A 20,906-nucleotide genomic window follows, 5' to 3' on the forward strand; every position below is an offset into this window, starting at 1 on the left:
TGGGAAACAAAGCCCTAAAGATTTTTGCCGGCGGTAACCATTCGTTTACGGGCATTGTTAATCATACGGGCGAGGACTTAAGGCCGGGTAAAAATTCCGGACAGCGGCAGGAAGCGCGGCCTGCGAGTCTCTGGAGTCACTTAGGCTTGCTTATTAATGTGGTACATGAGCGATTTGGGTCTACGATTCGTTATTAGATTCAAGTGGGTGTAGAAAGGGGTTAAAAAATCTGATATCGTGACCGACACGAAATTAGGATTTGTTAACCAGTCGGTGGCACCTTCTGTTCAGGCAATCACTGCTCCGGGTTCGGGACGGGTCGTGACGCGGCCCGGCGGCAGAAAAGGGGAATGAAATGCGTGTTTTGCTGATTGAAGACGACAGTGCAACCGCACAGAGCATCGAGTTGATGCTGAAATCGGAAAGCTTCAACGTCTATACGACCGACCTCGGCGAAGAAGGGGTCGATCTCGGCAAGCTTTACGATTACGACATCATCCTCCTCGATCTTAACCTTCCCGACATGTCGGGCTACGAGGTGCTGCGCACGCTTCGCCTCTCCAAGGTCAAGACTCCGATCCTGATCCTCTCCGGCATGGCCGGAATCGAGGATAAGGTGCGCGGCCTCGGCTTCGGCGCCGACGACTATATGACCAAGCCTTTCCACAAGGACGAGCTGGTGGCGCGCATCCACGCCATCGTGCGCCGCTCCAAGGGCCACGCCCAGTCGGTCATCACCACCGGCGACCTGGTGGTCAATCTCGACGCCAAGACGGTCGAGGTGGGCGGCCAGCGCGTGCACCTGACCGGCAAGGAATATCAGATGCTTGAGCTGCTCTCGCTGCGCAAGGGCACGACCCTTACCAAGGAAATGTTCCTCAACCACCTCTATGGCGGCATGGACGAGCCGGAACTGAAGATCATCGACGTCTTCATCTGCAAGCTGCGCAAGAAGCTCGACGCAGCGTCCGGCGGCCAGAATTACATCGAGACGGTGTGGGGCCGCGGCTATGTGCTGCGTGAGCCGGAAGACATCCGCGTCAGCGCCTGATCCTCTGCCAATTCAAACAAAAAACCCGGCTCAGGCCGGGTTTTTGTTTGGGGTGTCGAAAAGCTCAGGCCGCGATTTTCAGGAAGCGGAAGCTCTCGAGCAACTGCGCGCGGTTGAAGGGCTTCAGCAGGTAACCCTGGGCGCCGGCACGTTTCGCTCGCATGATCGAGCCGACATCGACTTCGACGAGCGAGACCAGGATCTGCGGCTTGACGGGGTTTTCGATGGCACGGATGCGGCGAATGAGGTCGACCGCCTGCATATCCGGCAGGCCGCCGTCGACAACAATGACATCGGGCATGTCGCCGGAGCAGATCTCGATCGCATCAAGCCCGCTGGCCGCCTCGAAGACCACGATGTCCGAGCCGCCAAGGATACGCTTCGCGACCTTCCTGATGACGCTCGAGTCGTCCACGAACAGGCAGCGTTTCATTTCCGGGTCCTCTTTGCCATCTGCCGAACCGGCAATCCGGTAACCGTGAGGCACCCTAGAACAATCTGGTAAAGAAGCCGAAAAGCGGTTAGGTAAAGTTTTTCCAAAGAACCGCTTTGCGCGGTTTTGGCCTGCGATGCATTGCAGTGCCAGGCGGCAGGCAATGCTTCGATCGCACTGCCAGCTGCAAGATCAGTGACAATGGATACTTGACCTGTTCTTGGCTGTCGCTCAGGCCGCCGACAACACGATCTCATCGGCCGTCGCATGGATCGAGATCGTCATGTTCGCCTCGCGCGCCAGAAGCAGCGTGTAATAAGGCTGGACCGAGTGGGCGTCGATCGGCTCCTCGGGCTTGTGGCCCGAATGCAGCTCGAGGAATTTCGGCGGCACCCGCAGCATGGGGCCGCTCGCCGACAGCGAGAAACGCGGTTCGGTCTCGAGGTTCTCCAACGTGACAACCAGCCTGCCGCCACGCGGTATGGCGGCATTGGCGACAAGAATGAGATTGAGCAGAAGCTTGACCTTGTTCTTGGGCAGCAGCGCGCGGGCGCCGTTCCAGACAAGTTCCGGCTTCTCGTTCTTCAGGAAGGCAATGGCCACGGCCTCGGCGTCGCCGGTATCGATCATCATGCCGGCGGAGCCCGCGGCGCCGAAGGCGATGCGGGCAAACTGCAGCCGCGCCGAGGCGTTCCTGGCGCTCTGGCGAATCAGCTTCATGGCGTCTTCGTCGGCGCCGCCTTCATCGAGCAGTTCGAGGCCGTTGTTTATGGCGCCGACCGGGGAAATGATGTCGTGGCATACGCGGCTGCACAAAAGCGCAGCCAGATCGGGGGCGGAGAGGGTGAAGAGCTCGGCCATCGGAGAAATCCCTGCTGGTTCACATGTCATGGCCGAACGTTGTCGCGCCCGCTACGCGAATCACGCTCTTTTCCAAGGCCTTCTGAATACACAGCGTCCGTCCATGCATCAACAAATCCACAGCTGCGGACAGCGAAAATGGTGCGTGATGCCGCGAAATTGAGGCTGATAGAGATCGTGTCAGGCTCTTCAGCCCTCGAACCGCCATCTTCCTGCGCCAGCTTAATGGTTGAAAAAGGATTACGGCATAGTTTGCCCGTAACAGTCATCTCGAAACGGCCGCCAAGAGCCGTAGGGATACGAGGCGTCGGCGAAAGTGCTCCCTGACGGAGATTGGAAGCATGTTTTCCCGATTCTTTGACCGGATGTTCGTCCGCGTCCTCACCATGACGATCGCCCTCTCGGGTGCTCTCATCCTCTCAACCTCGGCGTCGCGGGCCCAGGAATACACCGCGCAAGAGATTGTCGATTCCGGCCACAAGTTCTTCGGCGCGACGTCGGGAGGCCTCGCCACCGTGGTCGAAAAGGTGTTCGCGTCCTACGGCCTGCCAAACGGTTATCTGCTCGGCGAGGAGGGATCCGGCGCGCTGATCGGCGGCCTGACCTATGGCGAGGGCACGCTGTACACCAAGAACGCCGGCGACCATAAGGTGTTCTGGCAAGGCCCATCGCTCGGCTGGGATTTCGGCGGCGAAGGCTCGCGCGTGATGATGCTGGTCTACAATCTCGACGATATCAGCAGCCTCTACAACCGCTTCGGCGGCGTCGCCGGATCGGCTTATGTCGTGGCGGGCGTCGGCTTCAACGTGCTGCAAAGCAACAGAGTGCTGCTCGTTCCGATCCGCACCGGGGTCGGTGCCCGGCTCGGCGTCAATCTCGGCTATCTGAAGCTGACCGAGCGGGCGACGTGGAATCCGTTCTGACCGGACAGGATTGCCACAGCCGCTCGGATAAGACTGATCGTGCCGCGGCGTGCTCTTGCCGCGGCGCTGGATTTCCGCCATGCCAAGGTGGCACAGTCGGCATGGCGGGTTGCCGCCTCGCATACGGATAGTCCACCTTGGTCCAGTCGATCCTGTTCTTCGCACTCGGCTTCCTCTGCGCGGCCTTTCTGGTGTCGCTGATCGCGCCGGCCGTCTGGCGGCGGGCCGTCGTGTTGACACGCCGGCGCCTTGAGGCCTCGATGCCGCTGACGCCTGCCGAGATGCTGGCCGAGAAGGACCGTATCCGCGCCGAGTTCGCCATGAACACGCGCCGACTCGAGATGAACATCAAAAATCTGAAGGAAAAGGTGGCCGAGCAACTGGTCGAGATCGGCCGCGCCCAGGAGGCCCTGAAGGGACTGGCGGTCGAGAAGAAGGACAAGACTCAGGCGCTTTCCGATCTGCAGGCCAAGAACGCGGAGCTCAGGCTGCGCGAGGAAGAGTTGCACAAGCTTACGGAAAAGCTGGCGCAGGCGGAGCGCTCGCTGGAGAAGCGCGCGCTGGAGCTGCAAAAGCTCGAGCAGATGTATGACGAAGCCAGCTTTTCTTCCTCAAACCGCCAGATCGAGCTCGTCGCCCGCGAATCGGAACTGGACAAGCTTGCCAATGACATTGCGGTGCTGCGCAGCCAGCGCAAGGAAGCGGACCGGCGCAATCAGGAACTGGCAGCGGAAAGCAAAGCCGCCAGGGACGCGCTCAAGGCGGAGAAGAAGCGGACGGCCGAGCTGGACAAGAAGGTCGAACGGCTGCTTGCAACCCTTGCCGACCGCGAGGAAAAGCTGGACAGGCGCGAAAAGGAGCTGGCGCGGATGCGCGAACGCCCAAGCAAAGATCATGCGGTAAATGGCGGAACGCATAAGGCCGACGAAGTCCAAGGGATCGACAATGCCATCGCCAAGCTCGAAGGCGATCGCGAGCGGCTAGAGGCGCGGCTGACGGCGCTTGCGCGGGAGAACAAGCGGCTCAAGACCGATCTTGCCGTGCTCGAAACGGCACAGCCCGAACAGGCAGGCGACGCGCCGCGCGCCGGTGCGGCGCTTCGCGAACAAATGAACGAACTGGCAGCCGAGGTCGTCAACCTGACGATGAAGCTGGAAGGGCCGGATTCGCCGATCGCCAAGGCCTTGGCGACACCTCGCGACGAGCGGCAAGATATTGGCGAGCGCGGCATCAGCCTCGCGGACCGTGTCAGGGCCTTGCAGAAGGCCAACGCAAGCAACTGATCCGAATGCCGTGGCGAGCGGAGCGTCTTGGTCCTGCGCCGCTATCGTTTCGAGAAGTGATGCAGGACGATGGCCGATGCGGCTGCAACGTTCAGGCTGTCGAATCCCTCCGCCATGCCGATCCGTACGGTCCGCAGGCGACTGAGCAGGGTCTCGGGCAGGCCTTCGCCTTCCGTGCCGAGAAAGAGGGCCAGCCGAGACGTTCTTTCCGCAGCGCGGATGTCCGTTTCGCCGCGCGGCGAGAGCGGGAACTGGGCGAAACCCATCCGGTCAAGCGTTGCGGTCAAGCTCATCGCATCGTCGAAGGAGCCGAAGGGCACCTTCAGCGCCGCGCCGACCGAAACGCGGATCGCCTTGCGGTAAAGCGGATCACAGCAGGTGGGATCGAGAAGCACGGCGTCCGCGCCAAAGGCTGCGGCGTTGCGGAAGATCGAGCCCATATTGTCATGATTGGATATGCCGACCAGAACCACGACCAACGCGCTTGCCGGCAAGGTTTCGAGCAGCACCTCGGCCGGTCGAGGAGAGCCCCGAACGCCAATCGCCAATACGCCGCGATGCATGTGGAAGCCGGCGATCCGGTCCATGACGTCGCCGTTTACGACATAGATCGGGAGGTCGGCTGGCGCCTTGCGCAAGACACCTTCGAGGCCCGCCCGCCTGTTCTCCAGAATGAGGGCCGATTCCGCCGCGAAGCGTCCGGCCGACAGCAGAAGATCCAGCACCACCTTGCCTTCGGCGACGAAGCGCCCATGTCGGCCGACGAGATCGCGCTCGCGGATATCGAGATAGGCGGCGACACGCGGATCCCGCGGGTCGTCGACAGGGATGAGGTTCATAGAAATCTCGCCGGCGAACGATCGTCAGCAAGGTAAGGGGCTTTGCAGAGCCCGGGTCAAGTCCCGGCGCGGCGCATCCTGTAGGCCATCTGAGACAGGTCGCCGTCGCCGAAAATGCCTTCCAGCGTGCGAAGCAGCTCGCGCACCGCGTCGGAGTTGCAGGAATAATAGATCATCTGGCGATCGCGACGCGTCTCGACGATATCAAGCGCTCTCAGCTTGGCCAAATGCTGCGACAGAGCGGACTGGCTCAACTGGACTTTCTCGGCGATGGCGCCGACGGACATTTCGCCCTCGATCAGATAGCTGACGATCAGCAGCCGCTTTTCATTGCCCATGAGCGTCAGAAACGCGGCAGCCGATTCTGCGTTGGCGACTAGCTTGCTTGAGATCATGGATCCCCCATGTTTTCTGGCTCATCCAGCTGCCATGGGGGCAATGGCGGCTGATTTCCACGATATTCAGGTCAGGGAGCGCCGCTGAATCGGCGCTGCAACAAAAGGTAGATCATTTTACCTAAATCTCAAGAGTTGCTTTCGATCCGGGACGATTAACTTTCGCTACTGTGCCCGGCCTGCGGCGCGCCCGGCCCTGGCCATCTCGACCAGCACGGACCGCAACTCGCCGGCAGTGCCGAGAGGCCGAGGGAAGAAGACCCTGCAGGTGGCATCCGGAGAAGCCAGATCCATGCCGTCCGCATCGAAACCCGTAGCGATCCAGCCATCGCCTTCGGCCCGGCCGAAATGGCGCGCATAAATGCAAAGCGCATCGCGATGGTCGGCATTCATGTGGTCCAGGGCCGACTGTTCGCTGGCCGCCAGCTCCTCGACGATCGGGCCGCCGGCGATCAGGTCGGCGCGATCCAGAAGATAGGCTTTGCCGAAGCCGCCATTGAGACTGGCGCGTTCAGGCTCGAGCCGGAATATCGAGAAGTCGCCGAGCCCGGCATAGAGTTTCGCCTTCGGATTGCGGTTGAGATAGCGCCGTTCGGCGCGGGCGTGACCCGCCGATCCGCGCTCCAACCGCAGCGCCTGGCATACAAGCGAGATGCGGGGATGCGCGAGCGGATCGCCCTTGCCGGGTTCGCCGACGAGCAGCGAGCAGCGCGGGTCGGCGAGAAGCGCGCCGGTATGCGCCGACAGCATCGAGACCAGGATCAGCGGCGCGCCGTCGATGTCGGTCGCCACGCCGACCCGGCTTGCCAGCGGCGCCCCGGTGCCGGGCTCGATCGCCGCAAGCGCGCCGAAGCGGGCCGAGCGGACCAGAGTCTTCGCCAGCCTGACGGCCTCGGTGTCGGTCTCGCGGATGACATCCTTCCTGGTCTCGGTCACAGCGCTCACCGCGATAAGTTGATTTCTACTCTCCGGCTATCGGCCAAACAGGCCGGACCTGACAAGGGCTTCAATTTCAGTCTCGTCGATGCCGAAGCGTGCCAGCACAGCCGAAGGCCGGCGGTCGGCGACGGTCGACGCCGCGGCAAGGGTCGAGGCGGCGCTGGAGAAGCGCGGCGCCGGCGTCGGACGTTCGAGCTCGCCCGATCTTGCAAAATTTTGCCGGGCGCGGCTCTGCGGATGATCCCTGGCTTCGGTCAGCGACAGGACGGGAGCGACGCAGGCGTCGGTCGGTCCAAACACCTCGGCCCACTCGTCGCGTGTCTTCGCTCTGATTCTCGCGGCAATGGCAGCGCGCATGTCGGGCCACGATGTCCTGTCATATTGACCGCCGACAAAACGCCGGTCGAGCGGCAACAATCGGGCGAACTCGGCAAAGAATTGCGGTTCGAGGCAGCCGATGGCGACATGCCGTCCGTCCGCCGCCTCGTAAACGTCGTAGAAGGGGGCCCCGGAATCGAGCAGGTTCTCACCGCGTCGCTCGCTCCAGAGGCCGGCCGCCATGAAGGCATGGATCGGAGCCGCGAGCATCGATGCACCCTCGACCATGGCGGCATCGATCACCTGACCTTTGCCGGTGCGCGAGCGCTGGAACAGGGCCGCCAGCACGCCGGCGATCAGCATCATGGCGCCGCCGCCCTGGTCGGCGACTAGGTTCAGCGGCGGCACGGGCGGCGCTCCCTGCCGGCCGACGGCATGCAGCAGGCCGGCATAGGCGAGGTAGGTGATGTCATGACCGGCGCGGCGCGATAGCGGCCCGTCCTGGCCGAAACCCGTGAGGCGGCCGTAGATCAGCGCAGGATTGCCTTCCAGCACGACATCAGGCCCGAGGCCCAGCCGCTCCATGACGCCTGGGCGAAAACCTTCGATGAGAACGTCGGCCTTTTCCGCAAGGCGCAGCAGAAGCTCCGCGCCGTCCGGCCGCTTCAGGTCGAGCCTGAGGATGGAGCGGCCGTGGCGGTCGAGGTCGTGGGCCTCGGGCAAGGATAGAAGCGGCTCTTTGGCGTCCGCCCGCTCGATGCGCAGGACGTCTGCGCCCATCTCCGATAGCATCAAGGCGGCGAGCGGCACCGGGCCGAGGCCCGCCATCTCGATCAGCCTGAGGCCAGCCAACGGCCCTGTCTTGTCGGCGGCTGTCGGCGGCGTGCTCATTTCGCTTTTATTTGGGCGCCATGCGGATCGCGCCGTCGAGGCGGATGGTCTCGCCGTTCAGCATCTGGTTCTCGATGATGTGGAGCGCGAGTGCTGCATATTCCGAGGGCTCGCCGAGGCGAGGCGGGAAGGGCACCGAAGCGCCGAGCGAATCCTGCACCTCTTGCGGCATGCCGGCCATCATCGGGGTCTTGAAGATCCCTGGGGCGATGGTGCAGACGCGAATGCCTGAGCGCGCCAGGTCGCGCGCCACCGGCAATGTCATGCCGACGACGCCGCCCTTGGACGCCGAATAGGCAGCCTGGCCGATCTGGCCGTCATAGGCGGCGACCGACGCCGTGTTGACGATGACGCCGCGTTCGCCGCCGGCGAGCGGGTCGAGTTTCGCCGCCCGGTCGGCGACCAGGCGGATCATGTTGAAGGTGCCGATCAGGTTGATCTCGATCACCTTGCGGTATTGATCCAGCGGGTGCGGGCCATCCTTGCCGACCGTCTTCACTCCAATGGCAATGCCGGCGCAATTGACCAGGATGCGCGGTTCGCCGAGCTTTGCCGCCACTTCGGCGATCGCCGCGCTGCCACTGTCTGCGCTGCTGACATCGCATTGAACCGCGATGCCGCCGATATCGGCGGCAACCTTGGCCGCGCGATCGATACCGATATCGAGTATCGCTATCTTAGCGCCCTTGGTGGCAAGGGCGCGCGCCGTCGCTTCGCCAAGGCCGGAGCCACCGCCAGTGACGATCGCGATCTGGCCGTTCGGGGTCATGGTGGCGTCCTCCCAGAATTTCGGATCATGCTACGAAGCGCGCTGCTGCGGCGCAACCTGAATGACCGGATCGATCGAGGACTGCGGAATGGCCGAGGCGCGGACCGCGACCTGGGCCAGGTCGGCAACCCGCGCCGTATCCGCATGACAGACCTCACCGACGAACCGGGCCACCGCGCCAGGCCTGATTTCGTGATGGAGCAGCCGGTCGAGATCGACCGGACGCGGCATGGTGATCTGCCCACGCGGGAAGCGCTTGAAGCCGAGCGGCCCGTAGTAGGGCTCGTCACCGACCAGCATGACGGCCGGCGCGCCGGCCTTCGCGGCGGCTTCGAGCGCGATCGCGACCAGCCTGCGGCCTATGCCGAGATTCTTGAAGGCGGGCCGGACGGCAAGCGGGCCAAGCATCATGGCGCGTCCGGCGCCTGCCGCCACGCGCGTCATGCGCACCGAGGCGATCACCGTCTCGTCCTCGACGGCGACAAAGGACATCGAGCGGTCGTGCCCGCCCGCCTCGCGGATCTTATAGGCGGCCAGCACGAAACGGCCCGGCCCGAAGGCCTCGTCGTTGATGGCTTCGATTTCAGGATCGTGCGCCGGGGTCTCCGGCAGATATTTCACGTCGGCAAGGCTCATGGTCTTTGCGTTCCGGTATGCGAGGAAAGGTTTGCTGCAAGCGGCAGCGTTCGCCAGTCAGCGCTTCATCAAGCGCGGGCGTCCTTTCGTCGTCGGTCGAACCGGATCGTGGCAAAGTCAAACATGGGCGCTTCCGCTAGCATCAATTGTTCACGGCTGCAATCGGCCCTTTTCACCTTTCTTTTCGCCGTTTGACGAACTGTTCAGCGCCTGAGGGCTTCGACATTCCGGGTAAGCGCCTAGATGTCCGTTGGAACCTGAGGGAGATTTCGCATGGGATTGCTAGTTGAAGGCAAATGGCAGGACCGCTCGACCGTTGCCGACAGCAGCGGCAGGTTCGTGCGTGCCGAAGCGCAATGGCGCGACTGGGTGACGCGCGACGGTGCGCCGGCGCAAGGGCGCAAACGCGGTTTCAAGGGGGAGCCCGGGCGCTATCACCTTTACGTCTCGCTCGCCTGCCCCTGGGCGCACCGGACCTTGATCTTCCGCGTCTTGAAGAAGTTGGAAGACATCATCTCCGTCTCCGTGGTGCACCATTTCATGGGCGAGAACGGCTGGACCTTCACAGCCGAGGACGGCGCAACCGGTGACACGCTCTACGGCCTCGACTTCCTGCACCAGATCTATGCCAAGGCCGATCGCGGCTATTCGGGCCGCGCGTCCGTACCGGTGCTGTGGGACAAAAGACAGGAAACCATCGTCAGCAACGAGTCGTCAGAAATCATCCGCATGCTCAATTCCGGCTTCGACGAATGGGGTGATGCGAGCCTGGACTTCTATCCGCCGGCGTTGCGTTCCGAGATCGACAGGATCAATGCGCTGGTCTATCCGGCGATCAACAACGGCGTCTATCGCGCCGGCTTCGCCACCTCGCAAGAAGCCTATGAGGAAGCGTTCGGCGAGCTCTTCGCAGCACTCGACACGTTGGAAGAGCGGCTGTCAAAGCAGCGCTATCTTGTCGGCGACCGGATCACCGAAGCTGACTGGCGTCTATTCACCACGCTGGTGCGCTTCGATCCGGTCTATGTCGGCCACTTCAGATGCAATCTGCGCCGGATCGCCGACTATCCGAACCTGTCGAACTATCTGCGCGACCTCTACCAGGTGCCCGGCGTGTCAGGCACGGTCAGCCTGCATCACATCAAGTCGCACTACTACGGCAGCCACAAATCGATCAATCCGACGGGGATAATCCCGGCGGGACCTGAACTCGACTATGCCGCACCACATGATCGCGGCCGGTTCAGGAAGGCGGCATGAGTTACCAGTAGGCCGAGACCTGCACGCCGCCGAAAATTTCGGCAATCCGACGTCGCGTCGCCGGCGTCGCATCTGCCGGCAAACGGTCGAGCGGAAAGAACGCCGCCTCGGCGATCTCATGGTCCGCCGATTTCGGCGCCGTCTGGTTGAAGGCTTCGACCAGATAGAGGCCGACGTGGTCGCGTGTGCTGGCGCGACGGTTGAAGTGCATCGATCTCAGCACCGGCGGAGCCGTCAACGCGATGTTGCCCTCCTCGGCGAGCTCGCGCGCCAGCGCCTCGACAAGCGTCTCGCCGACCTCGACGCCGCCGCCAGGCAACTGCCAGCCCGGAACATAGGTGTGGCGGATGAGGAAGATGGAGTTGGATGCGCGGTCGTAGATCAAGCCGCGCACGCCAAGCGTCATCGGGCGCCGCAGCAGGAAATAGAGATGGAACAGCCTTGCCCGCAGTCCCGCCCAGCCGGTCTGGCGGAACGCCTGTTCCGGATCGGCGCCAGTCATCCACGAAACCGCGAGCGGACAGGAAACGTTGAGTAGAAAGCCCGGACCGGGTCGCTTAAGAAGGGGCTATGCTCAGGCTTGCACATATTTCCGATGTCCATCTGGGGCCGCTGCCCGATGTAACCTATCGCGATCTCGCGTCCAAGCGCGTGCTGGGTTACGTCAACTGGCAGCGCAACCGCCGCCGTCATATGCACGATGCGGTGATCGACACGATTGTCGGCGATATCAAAGCCAACGCCCCCGACCACCTCGCGGTCACCGGCGATCTCGTCAACCTGGCGCTCGATGGCGAGATCGAGATGGCGAAACATTGGCTGGAGACGCTGGGCTCTGCGAATGACGTATCCGTGGTGCCGGGCAATCACGATGCCTATGTGCCGGGCGCCTTCGACAAGGTTTGCCGGTCATGGGCGCCGTGGATGACGGGCGACGGCATCAACAGCCCGATCGACCGCAATTCCTTTCCCTATTTGCGGGTTCGCGGTGATGTCGCTCTGATCGGCGTCACGACGGCGCGGGCCACGGCGCCCTTCATGGCCAACGGCTTCTTCATGGAGGGCCAGGCGGAGCGGCTCGGCAACATCCTCGACGCGACGGCCAGACAGGGGCTGTTTCGCGCCATCATGATCCATCATCCGCCGGTGCGTGGCGCGGTCTCGCAGCATAAGCGGCTGTTCGGTATCGCGCGCTTCCACAAAGTCATTCGCCGGTATGGCGCCGAGCTTGTGCTGCACGGCCACTCGCACTTGCCTTCGCTGTTCACCATCGGTCCGCGCGGCGTCAAGGTGCCGGTGGTCGGCGTGGCCGCCGCCGGCCAGGCGCCGGGCGGCGATCATCCCGCCGCTCAGTACAATCTGTTCGAGATCGGCGGAAAAAAAGGTGGTTGGACCATCCGCCTGACACGGCGCGGCCTGACCGGTCCGGCACTGCCGCCGTCGGACATTCAGGTGATCGAGCTCGGTGCCGATATGCCGGTGGTGCGCGAGCCCGTCGTCAGAAGCTGATCTTCATCTGGGCGATGCGGTCCCAGAACAGCACCAGCGATACCGCCAGGCCGACCAGGGCGCCGGCGGCGATCAAGCCGAGGCCGGCGAAGAAGGTCGTCCAGCCGTTGCGGCGCGTTGCAGCCTGCAAGGGCGGCTCGGCTTCCCGGACCTCGGCTCGATGCAGGCCAGTCACCGCGCTCTCGACCGCGCCTTCCATCATCCGCTGCCGCTCGACGACACGCTCGGCCACGTATCGCGTAACGGCATCGGCGACGGGCTTCATGTCGGTCGATTCGGCCAGCACCACGCGGCCGATGCGCGTGTCCTTAAGGAAGCGGAAGGTGCGGCGATCCCGCCCCATGGCGACATGGCTGACGGCATCGACCCACAGCCGCGGCTGCAGGCCGGAGGAGACGGCGAAGTCGAAATTGTCGATATCCGTCGGCACGTCGGCGAAAACGGGGGCGAGCTCCGCGGCCAGCAACTCGAGCCGCATGCGGTGCGCCTCGCGCATGTCGACCACCACATCATCGCGGTCGGCGAAGGCGTTCTTGACGTCGCGGATCGCGTCCGCGAGCTTTCGCGATGGCTCGATCGGGGTGATTTTGTCGCCTGCATCCTTCATGGCGCTGCCTCGCTGTTGGTAAACAGCGAGTTAACACAGTCGCCGGCAAAATGCACTGCGAGATGGGCTCAGCTTGCGGCTGCGCTGAACACCGGTCTCTGGATTCTGCCGCGGCGACGCGTGTTGCGGCGCACGGCCTCTGCAATCAGGTCAGGCGCCTCCTCGACCAGCATGTGGCCCGCCTCCAGCACGTGGTGCAGGTGGAAATGCGGCGGCAAGTCCTCGGCCTGGGCGACGGGCAGGACGGGATCGTCCGTTCCCCAAAGCACCATCACCGGCATGCTCAGGGTTTCCAGCCGTTCGCTCGGGATGACACCTTGCCGGTCTTCCCTGGTGATCACGGCTGCAGCACCGACGAGGGTCCGCAACTGGCCCGGCCGTTTGCGCATGCCGCACAGCGCCTCCACCACGTGTTGAGGAGGAGAACTTTGCGGCCCCGACATGGCGGCAAGACAGGCGCGGATCTCATCTCGATCGGCCGCGGCCGCATAGCGCCGCAGCAACGGACCGTTGATCTCGGGGCCGAAGCCGCCGGGCGCCAGCAAGGTCAGCGAGGCCACCCTTTCGGGATCGGCAGATGCCATCAATGTCGCGATCGCGCCGCCCATGGAATGGCCGACGACGTGAACTTTGCCCAGGCGGCGCTTGCCCAGATCGGCCAGGATAACCCCAGCGGCCTGCTTGACTCCTGCCGCCTGGCACTCCAGGGAGTTTCCGTGGCCCGGCAGGTCGTAGGCAAGTGTCCTCACATCGGGCGTCAATCCCGCAATCACGTCGCGCCAGATCGAATGGCAAGCGCCGAAGCCGTGCAGGAAGACGATCGTCTTCGAGCCAGCACCGCTTTCGGCGACGTGAAGAGAGTTAAACATCGAGATTGTTGGCTGTGAAGCAGTATGAGGGGCAATTCAAGATTGTGGCTGAATTGCTCCCTGAGCAGGTCGATAGCCAGTAAAATCTTCGCGAATTCGCCGTGCGCGCCCCAATCGAACGCGTAAGCAGGCCTAAGACTCGTTGAGTGTCGACGCCCGCTGTGCCGAGCAGATCCGGCGTGCGAATTTAATATTCCAATCAGTCCGCACGTCAGCGAATGCTCCACGTTCGCTCAGCTCGGATTGCCAATCCCCGCAGAGCGCAAGGATTGCACCAGCCGGTCGATGAGATCGGCGGGGTACTTCCTGTCAACAAAAGTGGCGCGCGGATTGGCGGCGAATTTCGGGAATTCGGCCGTGAGCTCGTTCGCCAATTCGTTTGCGAGCTTGTCGCGGCCTGAGATCTTGGCGCCGATCAGGCGCGCCGCCAGGTAATGCGATTTGGACGCGGTGGTCCGCAGCGACTCGCTGGCAATCGCTGCCCTCTGGGTGTCGCCTTGCATGAAGGCTCCGACAAACAGGCCATAGTCCCACCAGGTCGGATGACCGCTGAAGGCCTCGACGGCATGGCCCAGGATCGGCGTCCCTTCCTGGTATCTGCCAGCGAAGATCAGGCCGTAGCCATAAGCGGCGGCCATGCCGAGATCGTAGGGGTTGAGCTCATAAGCCTTGCGCATCCAGCGGATCGCTTCGTCGGTGTTGCCGAGGCGCGAGTTGAGGTAGCCGTAGGCGCGATGCGCGTGCGGGCTCATCGGTGCCATCTGAATGGCGCGGTGGGCAAACGACATGGCCTGCTCGACCGTTGCGCCGGGCGGATAGGCGTAGCGGTTGTTGACGGCTTCCAGATGCAGGGAAGCCAGTTCCGAGTAGATGAGCGATGATTTGGTGCTTTCTCTGACCAGCTTCTCCAGACAGCGATACGCAGCTTCGTGCGCCTTGGCGCTCTGGTCGAGATAGTAGAGGTCGTCGAGCACCAGACATCCTATCTGGCTGGTCCGGATATCGCTCTGGTCGATATAGCTGTAGATCGCGCCCGAAGCGGGGACGGTAGAGCTCAGGAGATTGGCGATGTTGCTCTCGACAGCACCAGGCGCGCTTTCGGCCGATGTCAGGTTGCGTGACAGGAGAACCCGTCCCGTCGCGACGCTCTGCAGCTCGATCATGACGTCGCCGGCGTTAGTCCCGGGAATAAGATCGAAAACGAAGCTGATCGAATCGGCGGAACGATTGCGCGTAGCGTCGGCGTCGCGTCCGATGAAGTCTATCGTATCGAAGCCGGCCAGACCGGCGCGCAGCGAGGAAGCAACACGGGCCGCCTCGGGTCCGTCGGCTTTGATGGCCAAGTAGATCAAAGGCAGCCCGTCGAACGTTTGGGAGGCGACGCTGCTGGTCGCGCCTGCCGTTTCGACTTCGACCGGCGCGGCCGCGTCGTCACCATGAAGAAAGGCGTTACCCTGGCGGACGACAAGGATACCCAGCATGGCGATGACCAGCACCATGGCGGCCCAGAAGAACCGCAACTGGCGCGTCAGCGATGACGCGGATTCGGTCGGTGCCGGGGTCGTCGTCAGCGGCACGGCGTCGACCGGTGCGGCGGCGGCCTCGGGCTTCTCGAAATGCTTGGAAGGCCGGGCGATCGGGTCATCCGCGGGTTTGGCGTCGGCTGGGAGCCGTATGGCGTTCAACTCGTAAGAAGGCACATAGCCGCCGCGCGGAATGGCGATGCGTACCGGCTCGCCAATGCCTTCGCTGGCGAAATATTGATCCAAAAGCTCGCGCAGCCGCCCCGCCTGGACCCTGACGACCGCGTCGGTCGATCCGTCGAAATCGCCGTCCTTGCCGAAGACATCCATGGCAATGGACACACCCTTCAGCCGGTCGGCTTCGCCTGCCTGCTCGCGTTCGACCAGATAGCGTAACAGCCTGCGGGCCCGCTCGGATCGTCCGAACGTTTCGCTGGCAAGCAGTCGCTCCAATGTCTCGCGCACTGCGGGGGCGGCAGGCGTGGCAGGCTCCAAGTGTCGGACCTTTCAGAGTCGGCACAGGTTAGGGCGCGATAATATAGCGCGCGCTCCAGCGCACAAGGAACCTTCTGTTATGTGATCGCGTAAGCCACGGTAAATTTACCGGCCGGTTAACGAATTTGAACGCGGCTCGCGCCTGCCATGAAGCGTGGCACGTCCGATGAACGGGCCACGCTTTATCAATCGAACAATCAGGCGGGCTTGCGGCCCAGGATGCGGTTGGCGGCCGAGACCACGGCCTCCAGCGAGGCGGCGACGATGTTGGTGTTTATGCCTGCGCCGAACAGCTTGCCGCCGGGATATTCCATCTCGACATAGGAAATGGCCGAGGCGTTCGAGCCGCGCTGCAAGGAATGTTCGGAATAGTCGAGCACCGACATGTCGACGCGGATATGGCGCGAAAGCGCATCGACGAAGCCGTCGATCGGGCCGGTACCGGTGCCGGTGATGGTGACTTCCTTGCCGTTGTCGAGGATCTCCGCCTCGACCACGCGACGGCCCTTTACCGCAGTGTCCGGATAGGTGCGATGGTCGAGGAATTTCAGCCTGGCGCCGGGCTGGTCGACATAGGCTTCGAGGAAGCGCTCGTGGATGCGCTTGGCCGGCACTTCCTTGCCTTCGGCGTCGGTGATCGCCTGGATGTCCTGGCTGAACTCGATCTGCAGGTTGCGCGGCAGATTGAGGCCGTAGTCGGCCTGCAGCACGTAGGCGATGCCGCCCTTGCCCGACTGCGAGTTGATGCGGATGATCGCCTCATAGGTGCGGCCGACATCAGCGGGGTCGATCGGCAGGTAGGGCACTTCCCAAACCGGCGTGTTGGCTTTGCGCAGCGCCTTCATGCCCTTGTTGATGGCATCCTGGTGCGAGCCGGAGAAAGCGGTGTAGACGAGCTCGCCGACATAGGGGTGGCGTTCCGGGATCTTCAGCTGGTTCGAATATTCATAGACGTCCTTCATCCGGTTGATGTCGGAGCAGTCCAGCTCGGGATCGACGCCTTGCGTGTACATGTTGAGCGCCAGCGTCACGATGTCGACATTGCCGGTCCGCTCGCCATTGCCGAACAGCGTGCCCTCGACGCGGTCGGCGCCGGCCATCAGGCCGAGCTCGGTGGTGGCGATGCCGGTGCCGCGGTCGTTGTGCGGATGCAGCGAGATGATCAGCTTGTCGCGGTTGTCGAGATTGCGGCACATCCACTCGATGCGGTCGGCATAGATGTTGGGCGTCGACATCTCGACCGTCGATGGCAGGTTGACGATCAGCTTGTTGTCGGCCGTCGGCTTCACGATCTCGGTGACGGCGTTGCAGATCTCCAGCGCGACCTCGAGCTCGGTACCGGTGAAGCTCTCCGGCGAATATTCGAAACGGAAGCCGCCGCCGGCCTTGGCGGCCATGTCGGTGATCATCTTGGCGGCATCCGTGGCGATGCGCTTGATGCCGGCGACGTCCTTTTCGAAGACGACGCGGCGCTGCAGCTCGCTGGTCGAGTTGTAGAAATGCACGATCGGGCGGTGGGCGCCCTCGAGCGCCTCGAAGGTCCGCGTGATCAGCTCGGGCCGGCACTGCACCAGAACCTGCAGCGACACGTCCTTGGGCACGCCGCCCTCCTCGACGCACCAGCGGGCGAAGTCGAAGTCGGTCTGCGAGGCCGACGGGAAGCCGATCTCGATCTCCTTGAAGCCCATGTCGAGCAGCAGCGCGAACATGCGCGCCTTGCGCTCATGGCCCATCGGGTCGATCAGCGCCTGGTTGCCGTCGCGCAGGTCGACCGAGCACCAGATCGGCGCCTTGTCGATCACCTTGGACGGCCAGGTGCGATCGGCGAGGTTGACGGTCGGGTAGGGCTGATATTTGCGGGCGGCATCGGCCATGTGGCCGGGCGCTTGCGCGCCCGTTTCGGCCTCGCCGGCGCGGATTGCTTCTCTTCTATTCATCGTCTTTCTCCCGGCGGCTCGTGGGACCGCCTTCAGGCGGATCGGTGCCGAGCGGCGCCTTTACCAAAGAATTTCGTTCGCTTGATGTGACTTGCCAATCTAGCCAAGGAGCAGGCGCCCAAAGCGGCGGTTTTCGACCGCCGGGCGCTCCTTCAGCGAACCCGGCGATCGCCGATAAGGCCGAGAAGGAGCAGGGTCGAAGCAAGCGCGCGCACGGTCTCGCGGGCAAAGCCGGGGCGAGAAGAAGCGACGGAGCGGGTGCGCGTGGTCATGCCGGCTCTCTTACAGGAGCGGCCATCCGGAGGCAAGTGCCGGCCCGGCTTTAAGTCTTTGGTTTCATGCATATCGTCTTCCCAAAACCGCTGCACAGTTTTGGTCGACATGCTTTGGCGCGGCTCTTCCCCGCATCAGCCAAATGCGCCACACTCGCCTCCGGAGGACCTGATCCGAGGGGGAGGTCGTGCATGAATTTCGTGTTCTTCTCGCCGCATTTTCCGGGCAACGGCGCCGATTTCTGCGACCGGCTGAAGAAGGCCGGCGCTACCGTGCTCGGCATCGGCGACGCGCCCTATGAGACGCTGAGCAGCAAGCTCAAGGCGGCGCTTTCGGAATATTATCGGGTCGCGGACATGGAGAACTACGATGCCGTATTCCGGGCGATGGGCCATTTCATCCACAAATGGGGCCGCATCGACCGCTTCGAGTCGTTGAACGAGCACTGGCTGGAGCTCGAGGCCAATATCCGCACCGACTTCAACATCTTCGGCACCAAGCTCGACTTCGTGAAGAATTTGAAGCGCAAGAGCCGCATGCGGGCCTTCTTCCGCAAGAGCGGCGTCGAGACAATCCCGCAACGCAAATGCTCCGATCGGGCCGGCGCCATGACCTTCATCCGCCGGGTCGGTTATCCGGTGGTGGTGAAACCGGATTCGGGCTCCGGCGCCTCGAACACGTTCAAGATCTCCAACGCGAAGGAGCTCGATCAGTTCTTCAAGGACAAGCCCGAAGGCGTGACCTTCGTCATGGAGCAGTTCATCGAGGGGCTGGTGGTGACCTTCGACGGGCTGGTCAACCGCGACGGCGAGGTGGTGCTGGCGGCGAGCCACCGCTACGACCAGAGCGTCATGGAGGTGGTCAACCGCGACCGCCATATGAGCTACACCTGCTTCCCCGAGATTACGCCCGCGGTCGAGGAGGCAGGCCGCAAGATCCTGAAGGCGTTCGACGTACGCGAGCGCTTCTTCCACATCGAACTGTTCGAGACCAGGAACAAGCGCATCATTGCGCTGGAGGTCAACATGCGGCCGCCAGGCGCCTGGATGACGGATGCGATCAACTACACTTTCGACATCGACGTCTATGCCGAATGGGCCAACATGGTGGTGAAGGACGCGGCCGGCGGGCCCTACAAGGGCAAGTATTTCACGGCCTATGCCAGCCGCAAGCGACACCTCGACTATTTGCACAGCCATGAGGACGTGCTAGCCGCCCACGGCGACAAGATCGTCCACCATCAGGCCATCGAAGAGGTTTTCAGCCGCGCCATGGGGAACTACGCCTACCAGATGCGCTCGAAGGACCAGAAGGCGCTGCGTCAGGCGGTCGACTATATCCACGCGGAAAAGGCGTGAGCCGATGGACGTCTCCTATCACAAGGCCCATGCCCGCAATCTCGGCCGCGACATGGAATACAAGCGCTACGGCCATGCCGGGCGGCCGGTGGTGGTGTTTCCCACCTCGCAGGGGCGTTTTTACCAGTTCGAGGATTCGGGAGGCGTCGCAGCACTCGCCGAATTCGTCGACACCGGCCGCATCCAGCTGTTCACGCTCGACGGCATCGATTCGGAATCCTTCTTCGACAAGCATGGCGATCCCGTCAGTCGCATCGCCCGCCACGAAGCCTATTTCCGCTATGTGCGCGAGGAGGCGCTGCCGGAGCTGCAGGCGGTTGCCGCCAAGGCCAATGGCGGACGCGCCCTCAAGCCGCTGTTCTGCGGCTGCTCGATGGGCGGCTACCACTCGTCGAATTTCGTGTTCCGCTTTCCGGAGCTGGCGAGCGGCGTGATCTCGCTATCCGGCGTCTATTCGACCCGCGACTTTTTCGGTCGGGCGCTGGAGGGCAGCATCTTCTACAATTCGCCGCTCGACTATCTGCCGGGCATCGTCGACCAGAAGCTGCTCGGGCGGCTGAGGGCGCTGAGGCTGATCTTCTGCTGCGGGCAGGGCGCCTGGGAAGAACGAATGCTCGTCGAAACGCGCGAACTGGAGCAGGTGCTGCGCGAGAAATCCATTGCGGCCTGGGTCGACTATTGGGGCGGCGACGTCAGCCACGACTGGCCGTGGTGGCACAAGCAACTCGTCTATTTCTTTGGCCGCTGGCTCGATGACGACCTGATGCACAGGATCGACTGATGACCGCGCCCGACCCGATCCACCGCTTGTCGAAGCCACCAATGCCGGCCACCCGGGGCCTTTCTCGAACCCTCACCGCCGATGCCTTGCTCACCGATTGGGGCCGTTCCTTCCGCGGACGCAAGAGATCGCGCGCTGGAACCAATCCGACAGTATCGGCGTACAATCCCTTTTGATGCGCGTCGCGGGGTTGGCCGCCACCTCGGGTCATGTGGAATGGCGGCGTGGGCGCGCTGTCGCGATCCTCGCTCAGTAGGTCGCGCGCCCGCCGGACAGATCGAAGGTGGCGCCAGTGGTGAAGGAATTCTCGTCCGACAGCATGAAGGCGACCATGGCCGCAGCCTCCTCCACCTCGACGAATCGACCGCGAGGCACCTTGCTGAGCATATAGGTCACCTGGGCCTCGGTGAGCTGTTCGAGGATACGGGTGCGGGCGGGCGAGGGGGTCAACGCGTTGACGGCGATGTCGAGGCCGGCGAGTTCCTTGCCGAGCGACTTGGTCAGCGCAAGCACGCCGGCTTTGGCGGCCGAATAGGCGGCGGCGTTGGGATTGCCTTCCTTGCCGGCCACGGAAGCGACATTGACGATGCGGCCGTAGTTGCGCGCGATCATGCCGGGCACCAGACGTCGGCAGCAGTAAAAGACGCCGTTGAGGTCGATTTCGATGATCTGCCGCCAGGCGGCGGGGTCATAGTCCACAACGGTCGCGGCCGGCCCGGCAATGCCGGCATTGTTGACAAGGAGATCGACAGGCCCGAGCGCCTGCTCGGTCTCGATGGCGGCGCGGTCGACGGCCTCGATCTGCGACTGGTCGCAAAGCAAGGCATCGACCCGGCCCAAGGGAGCAAGCTCGGCCACAGCGCTCGCCATCGCGGCTTGGTCGATGTCCCAGATGGCGACGCTTGCGCCCGACGACAGCAGGCGTCGGGCGGCGCGCAAGGCATCGGCCTTGCGGT

21 protein-coding genes are annotated in these 20,906 nt (G+C 63.2%); 7 read left to right on the plus strand and 14 right to left on the minus strand.

Annotated features, from left to right (window positions below; genetic code table 11):
* Nucleotides 1–355 precede the first annotated feature (355 nt).
* Nucleotides 356–1,051 carry a cell cycle two-component system response regulator CtrA gene (gene ctrA, locus P9217_RS15350; RefSeq protein ID WP_006203583.1) on the plus strand — a complete coding sequence of 232 codons (696 nt, stop codon included), beginning with the start codon at nucleotides 356–358 and terminating at the stop codon, nucleotides 1,049–1,051.
* A gap of 64 nt (nucleotides 1,052–1,115) precedes the next feature.
* On the opposite strand, the gene P9217_RS15355 is transcribed toward ctrA, so the two are convergent.
* Nucleotides 1,116–1,484: a response regulator gene (locus P9217_RS15355; protein ID WP_066994154.1), complete on the minus strand. Its 369-nt coding sequence runs from the start codon at nucleotides 1,482–1,484 to the stop codon at nucleotides 1,116–1,118.
* A gap of 231 nt (nucleotides 1,485–1,715) precedes the next feature.
* Entirely contained in the window at nucleotides 1,716–2,345 is a 630-nt protein-coding gene (locus P9217_RS15360) for a histidine phosphotransferase family protein (protein WP_067326376.1), read from the minus strand.
* A 386-nt stretch (nucleotides 2,346–2,731) separates the two neighbouring features.
* Between P9217_RS15360 and P9217_RS15365 the strand changes: the two genes are divergently transcribed.
* Together P9217_RS15365 and P9217_RS15370 are read left to right on the plus strand one after the other, a co-directional pair.
* Entirely contained in the window at nucleotides 2,732–3,268 is a 537-nt protein-coding gene (locus P9217_RS15365) for an EipA family protein (RefSeq protein WP_245299591.1), read from the plus strand.
* Nucleotides 3,269–3,405: 137 nt separating this feature from the next.
* Nucleotides 3,406–4,551 (plus strand): hypothetical protein, encoded by a 1,146-nt coding sequence (locus P9217_RS15370; RefSeq protein ID WP_095823317.1) that lies wholly within the window; start codon nucleotides 3,406–3,408, stop codon nucleotides 4,549–4,551.
* 41 nt (nucleotides 4,552–4,592) lie between these two features.
* On the opposite strand, the gene P9217_RS15375 is transcribed toward P9217_RS15370, so the two are convergent.
* The 6 genes from P9217_RS15375 to P9217_RS15400 all read right to left on the minus strand — a co-directional run bounded on the left by P9217_RS15375 (nucleotide 4,593) and on the right by P9217_RS15400 (nucleotide 9,338).
* Nucleotides 4,593–5,390, minus strand: coding sequence for an RNA methyltransferase (locus tag P9217_RS15375; protein ID WP_278087199.1), 798 nt, complete (start codon nucleotides 5,388–5,390; stop codon nucleotides 4,593–4,595).
* 56 nt (nucleotides 5,391–5,446) lie between these two features.
* On the minus strand, nucleotides 5,447–5,785 hold the full coding sequence (locus tag P9217_RS15380; protein ID WP_066994170.1) for a metalloregulator ArsR/SmtB family transcription factor: 339 nt from the start codon (nucleotides 5,783–5,785) through the stop codon (nucleotides 5,447–5,449).
* 165 nt (nucleotides 5,786–5,950) lie between these two features.
* A complete protein-coding gene (locus tag P9217_RS15385) occupies nucleotides 5,951–6,721 on the minus strand; it encodes a HugZ family protein (protein WP_095823571.1) in 771 nt (256 codons plus the stop codon).
* 36 nt (nucleotides 6,722–6,757) lie between these two features.
* Nucleotides 6,758–7,933, minus strand: a complete 1,176-nt coding sequence (locus tag P9217_RS15390; protein WP_278088294.1) for a CaiB/BaiF CoA-transferase family protein — start codon at nucleotides 7,931–7,933, stop codon at nucleotides 6,758–6,760.
* 7 nt (nucleotides 7,934–7,940) lie between these two features.
* On the minus strand, nucleotides 7,941–8,702 hold the full coding sequence (locus P9217_RS15395) for a 3-hydroxyacyl-CoA dehydrogenase (protein ID WP_067326396.1): 762 nt from the start codon (nucleotides 8,700–8,702) through the stop codon (nucleotides 7,941–7,943).
* Nucleotides 8,703–8,732: 30 nt separating this feature from the next.
* Nucleotides 8,733–9,338 (minus strand): N-acetyltransferase, encoded by a 606-nt coding sequence (locus P9217_RS15400; RefSeq protein WP_278053658.1) that lies wholly within the window; start codon nucleotides 9,336–9,338, stop codon nucleotides 8,733–8,735.
* 273 nt (nucleotides 9,339–9,611) lie between these two features.
* Here P9217_RS15400 and P9217_RS15405 point away from each other — a divergent pair, with 273 nt between their 5' ends.
* Nucleotides 9,612–10,598: a glutathione S-transferase family protein gene (locus tag P9217_RS15405; RefSeq protein ID WP_278087201.1), complete on the plus strand. Its 987-nt coding sequence runs from the start codon at nucleotides 9,612–9,614 to the stop codon at nucleotides 10,596–10,598.
* Between the two features lies 1 nt (nucleotide 10,599).
* Here P9217_RS15405 and P9217_RS15410 read toward each other — a convergent pair whose 3' ends face one another.
* Nucleotides 10,600–11,100, minus strand: a complete 501-nt coding sequence (locus P9217_RS15410; RefSeq protein WP_278053655.1) for an NUDIX domain-containing protein — start codon at nucleotides 11,098–11,100, stop codon at nucleotides 10,600–10,602.
* A 68-nt stretch (nucleotides 11,101–11,168) separates the two neighbouring features.
* Between P9217_RS15410 and P9217_RS15415 the strand changes: the two genes are divergently transcribed.
* Nucleotides 11,169–12,107 carry a metallophosphoesterase gene (locus P9217_RS15415; protein WP_066994187.1) on the plus strand — a complete coding sequence of 313 codons (939 nt, stop codon included), beginning with the start codon at nucleotides 11,169–11,171 and terminating at the stop codon, nucleotides 12,105–12,107.
* On the opposite strand, the gene P9217_RS15420 is transcribed toward P9217_RS15415, so the two are convergent.
* The 4 genes from P9217_RS15420 to leuA all read right to left on the minus strand — a co-directional run bounded on the left by P9217_RS15420 (nucleotide 12,097) and on the right by leuA (nucleotide 17,475).
* Entirely contained in the window at nucleotides 12,097–12,714 is a 618-nt protein-coding gene (locus P9217_RS15420) for a hypothetical protein (protein ID WP_278087202.1), read from the minus strand. The genes P9217_RS15415 and P9217_RS15420 overlap by 11 nt on opposite strands.
* Nucleotides 12,715–12,782: 68 nt before the next feature.
* A complete protein-coding gene (locus tag P9217_RS15425) occupies nucleotides 12,783–13,583 on the minus strand; it encodes an alpha/beta fold hydrolase (protein ID WP_278087203.1) in 801 nt (266 codons plus the stop codon).
* Between the two features lie 233 nt (nucleotides 13,584–13,816).
* Nucleotides 13,817–15,601 carry a tetratricopeptide repeat protein gene (locus P9217_RS15430; RefSeq protein ID WP_278087204.1) on the minus strand — a complete coding sequence of 595 codons (1,785 nt, stop codon included), beginning with the start codon at nucleotides 15,599–15,601 and terminating at the stop codon, nucleotides 13,817–13,819.
* Between the two features lie 197 nt (nucleotides 15,602–15,798).
* Complete coding sequence (leuA, locus tag P9217_RS15435) at nucleotides 15,799–17,475, minus strand: 2-isopropylmalate synthase (RefSeq protein WP_278087401.1); 1,677 nt, start codon at nucleotides 17,473–17,475, stop codon at nucleotides 15,799–15,801.
* 527 nt (nucleotides 17,476–18,002) lie between these two features.
* Between leuA and P9217_RS15440 the strand changes: the two genes are divergently transcribed.
* Nucleotides 18,003–19,169 carry an ATP-grasp domain-containing protein gene (locus P9217_RS15440; protein WP_278087205.1) on the plus strand — a complete coding sequence of 389 codons (1,167 nt, stop codon included), beginning with the start codon at nucleotides 18,003–18,005 and terminating at the stop codon, nucleotides 19,167–19,169.
* A gap of 4 nt (nucleotides 19,170–19,173) precedes the next feature.
* The gene (locus tag P9217_RS15445) at nucleotides 19,174–19,950 is read left to right on the plus strand and encodes an alpha/beta hydrolase-fold protein (RefSeq protein WP_278087206.1); all 777 of its coding nucleotides are present in this window, start codon (nucleotides 19,174–19,176) and stop codon (nucleotides 19,948–19,950) included.
* A gap of 249 nt (nucleotides 19,951–20,199) precedes the next feature.
* Here P9217_RS15445 and P9217_RS15450 read toward each other — a convergent pair.
* A partial coding sequence (locus P9217_RS15450) for an SDR family NAD(P)-dependent oxidoreductase (protein ID WP_278088295.1) occupies nucleotides 20,200–20,906 on the minus strand: 707 nt, incomplete at its 5' end.

Source organism: Mesorhizobium sp. WSM4989 (genome assembly GCF_029625795.1).
Lineage (GTDB): Bacteria > Pseudomonadota > Alphaproteobacteria > Rhizobiales > Rhizobiaceae > Mesorhizobium.

What these genes read in the sequence shown, in the direction of transcription:
- ctrA (WP_006203583.1), top strand. Translation starts at nt 356, where the DNA reads ATGCGTGTTTTGCTGATTGAAGACGACAGTGCAACCGCACAGAGCATC.
- P9217_RS15355 (WP_066994154.1), bottom strand. Translation starts at nt 1,484, where the DNA reads ATGAAACGCTGCCTGTTCGTGGACGACTCGAGCGTCATCAGGAAGGTC.
- P9217_RS15360 (WP_067326376.1), bottom strand. Translation starts at nt 2,345, where the DNA reads ATGGCCGAGCTCTTCACCCTCTCCGCCCCCGATCTGGCTGCGCTTTTG.
- P9217_RS15365 (WP_245299591.1), top strand. Translation starts at nt 2,732, where the DNA reads ATGACGATCGCCCTCTCGGGTGCTCTCATCCTCTCAACCTCGGCGTCG.
- P9217_RS15375 (WP_278087199.1), bottom strand. Translation starts at nt 5,390, where the DNA reads ATGAACCTCATCCCTGTCGACGACCCGCGGGATCCGCGTGTCGCCGCC.
- P9217_RS15380 (WP_066994170.1), bottom strand. Translation starts at nt 5,785, where the DNA reads ATGATCTCAAGCAAGCTAGTCGCCAACGCAGAATCGGCTGCCGCGTTT.
- P9217_RS15390 (WP_278088294.1), bottom strand. Translation starts at nt 7,933, where the DNA reads ATGAGCACGCCGCCGACAGCCGCCGACAAGACAGGGCCGTTGGCTGGC.
- P9217_RS15395 (WP_067326396.1), bottom strand. Translation starts at nt 8,702, where the DNA reads ATGACCCCGAACGGCCAGATCGCGATCGTCACTGGCGGTGGCTCCGGC.
- P9217_RS15400 (WP_278053658.1), bottom strand. Translation starts at nt 9,338, where the DNA reads ATGAGCCTTGCCGACGTGAAATATCTGCCGGAGACCCCGGCGCACGAT.
- P9217_RS15405 (WP_278087201.1), top strand. Translation starts at nt 9,612, where the DNA reads ATGGGATTGCTAGTTGAAGGCAAATGGCAGGACCGCTCGACCGTTGCC.
- P9217_RS15410 (WP_278053655.1), bottom strand. Translation starts at nt 11,100, where the DNA reads ATGACTGGCGCCGATCCGGAACAGGCGTTCCGCCAGACCGGCTGGGCG.
- P9217_RS15415 (WP_066994187.1), top strand. Translation starts at nt 11,169, where the DNA reads ATGCTCAGGCTTGCACATATTTCCGATGTCCATCTGGGGCCGCTGCCC.
- P9217_RS15420 (WP_278087202.1), bottom strand. Translation starts at nt 12,714, where the DNA reads ATGAAGGATGCAGGCGACAAAATCACCCCGATCGAGCCATCGCGAAAG.
- P9217_RS15425 (WP_278087203.1), bottom strand. Translation starts at nt 13,583, where the DNA reads ATGTTTAACTCTCTTCACGTCGCCGAAAGCGGTGCTGGCTCGAAGACG.
- leuA (WP_278087401.1), bottom strand. Translation starts at nt 17,475, where the DNA reads ATGGCCGATGCCGCCCGCAAATATCAGCCCTACCCGACCGTCAACCTC.
- P9217_RS15440 (WP_278087205.1), top strand. Translation starts at nt 18,003, where the DNA reads ATGAATTTCGTGTTCTTCTCGCCGCATTTTCCGGGCAACGGCGCCGAT.
- P9217_RS15445 (WP_278087206.1), top strand. Translation starts at nt 19,174, where the DNA reads ATGGACGTCTCCTATCACAAGGCCCATGCCCGCAATCTCGGCCGCGAC.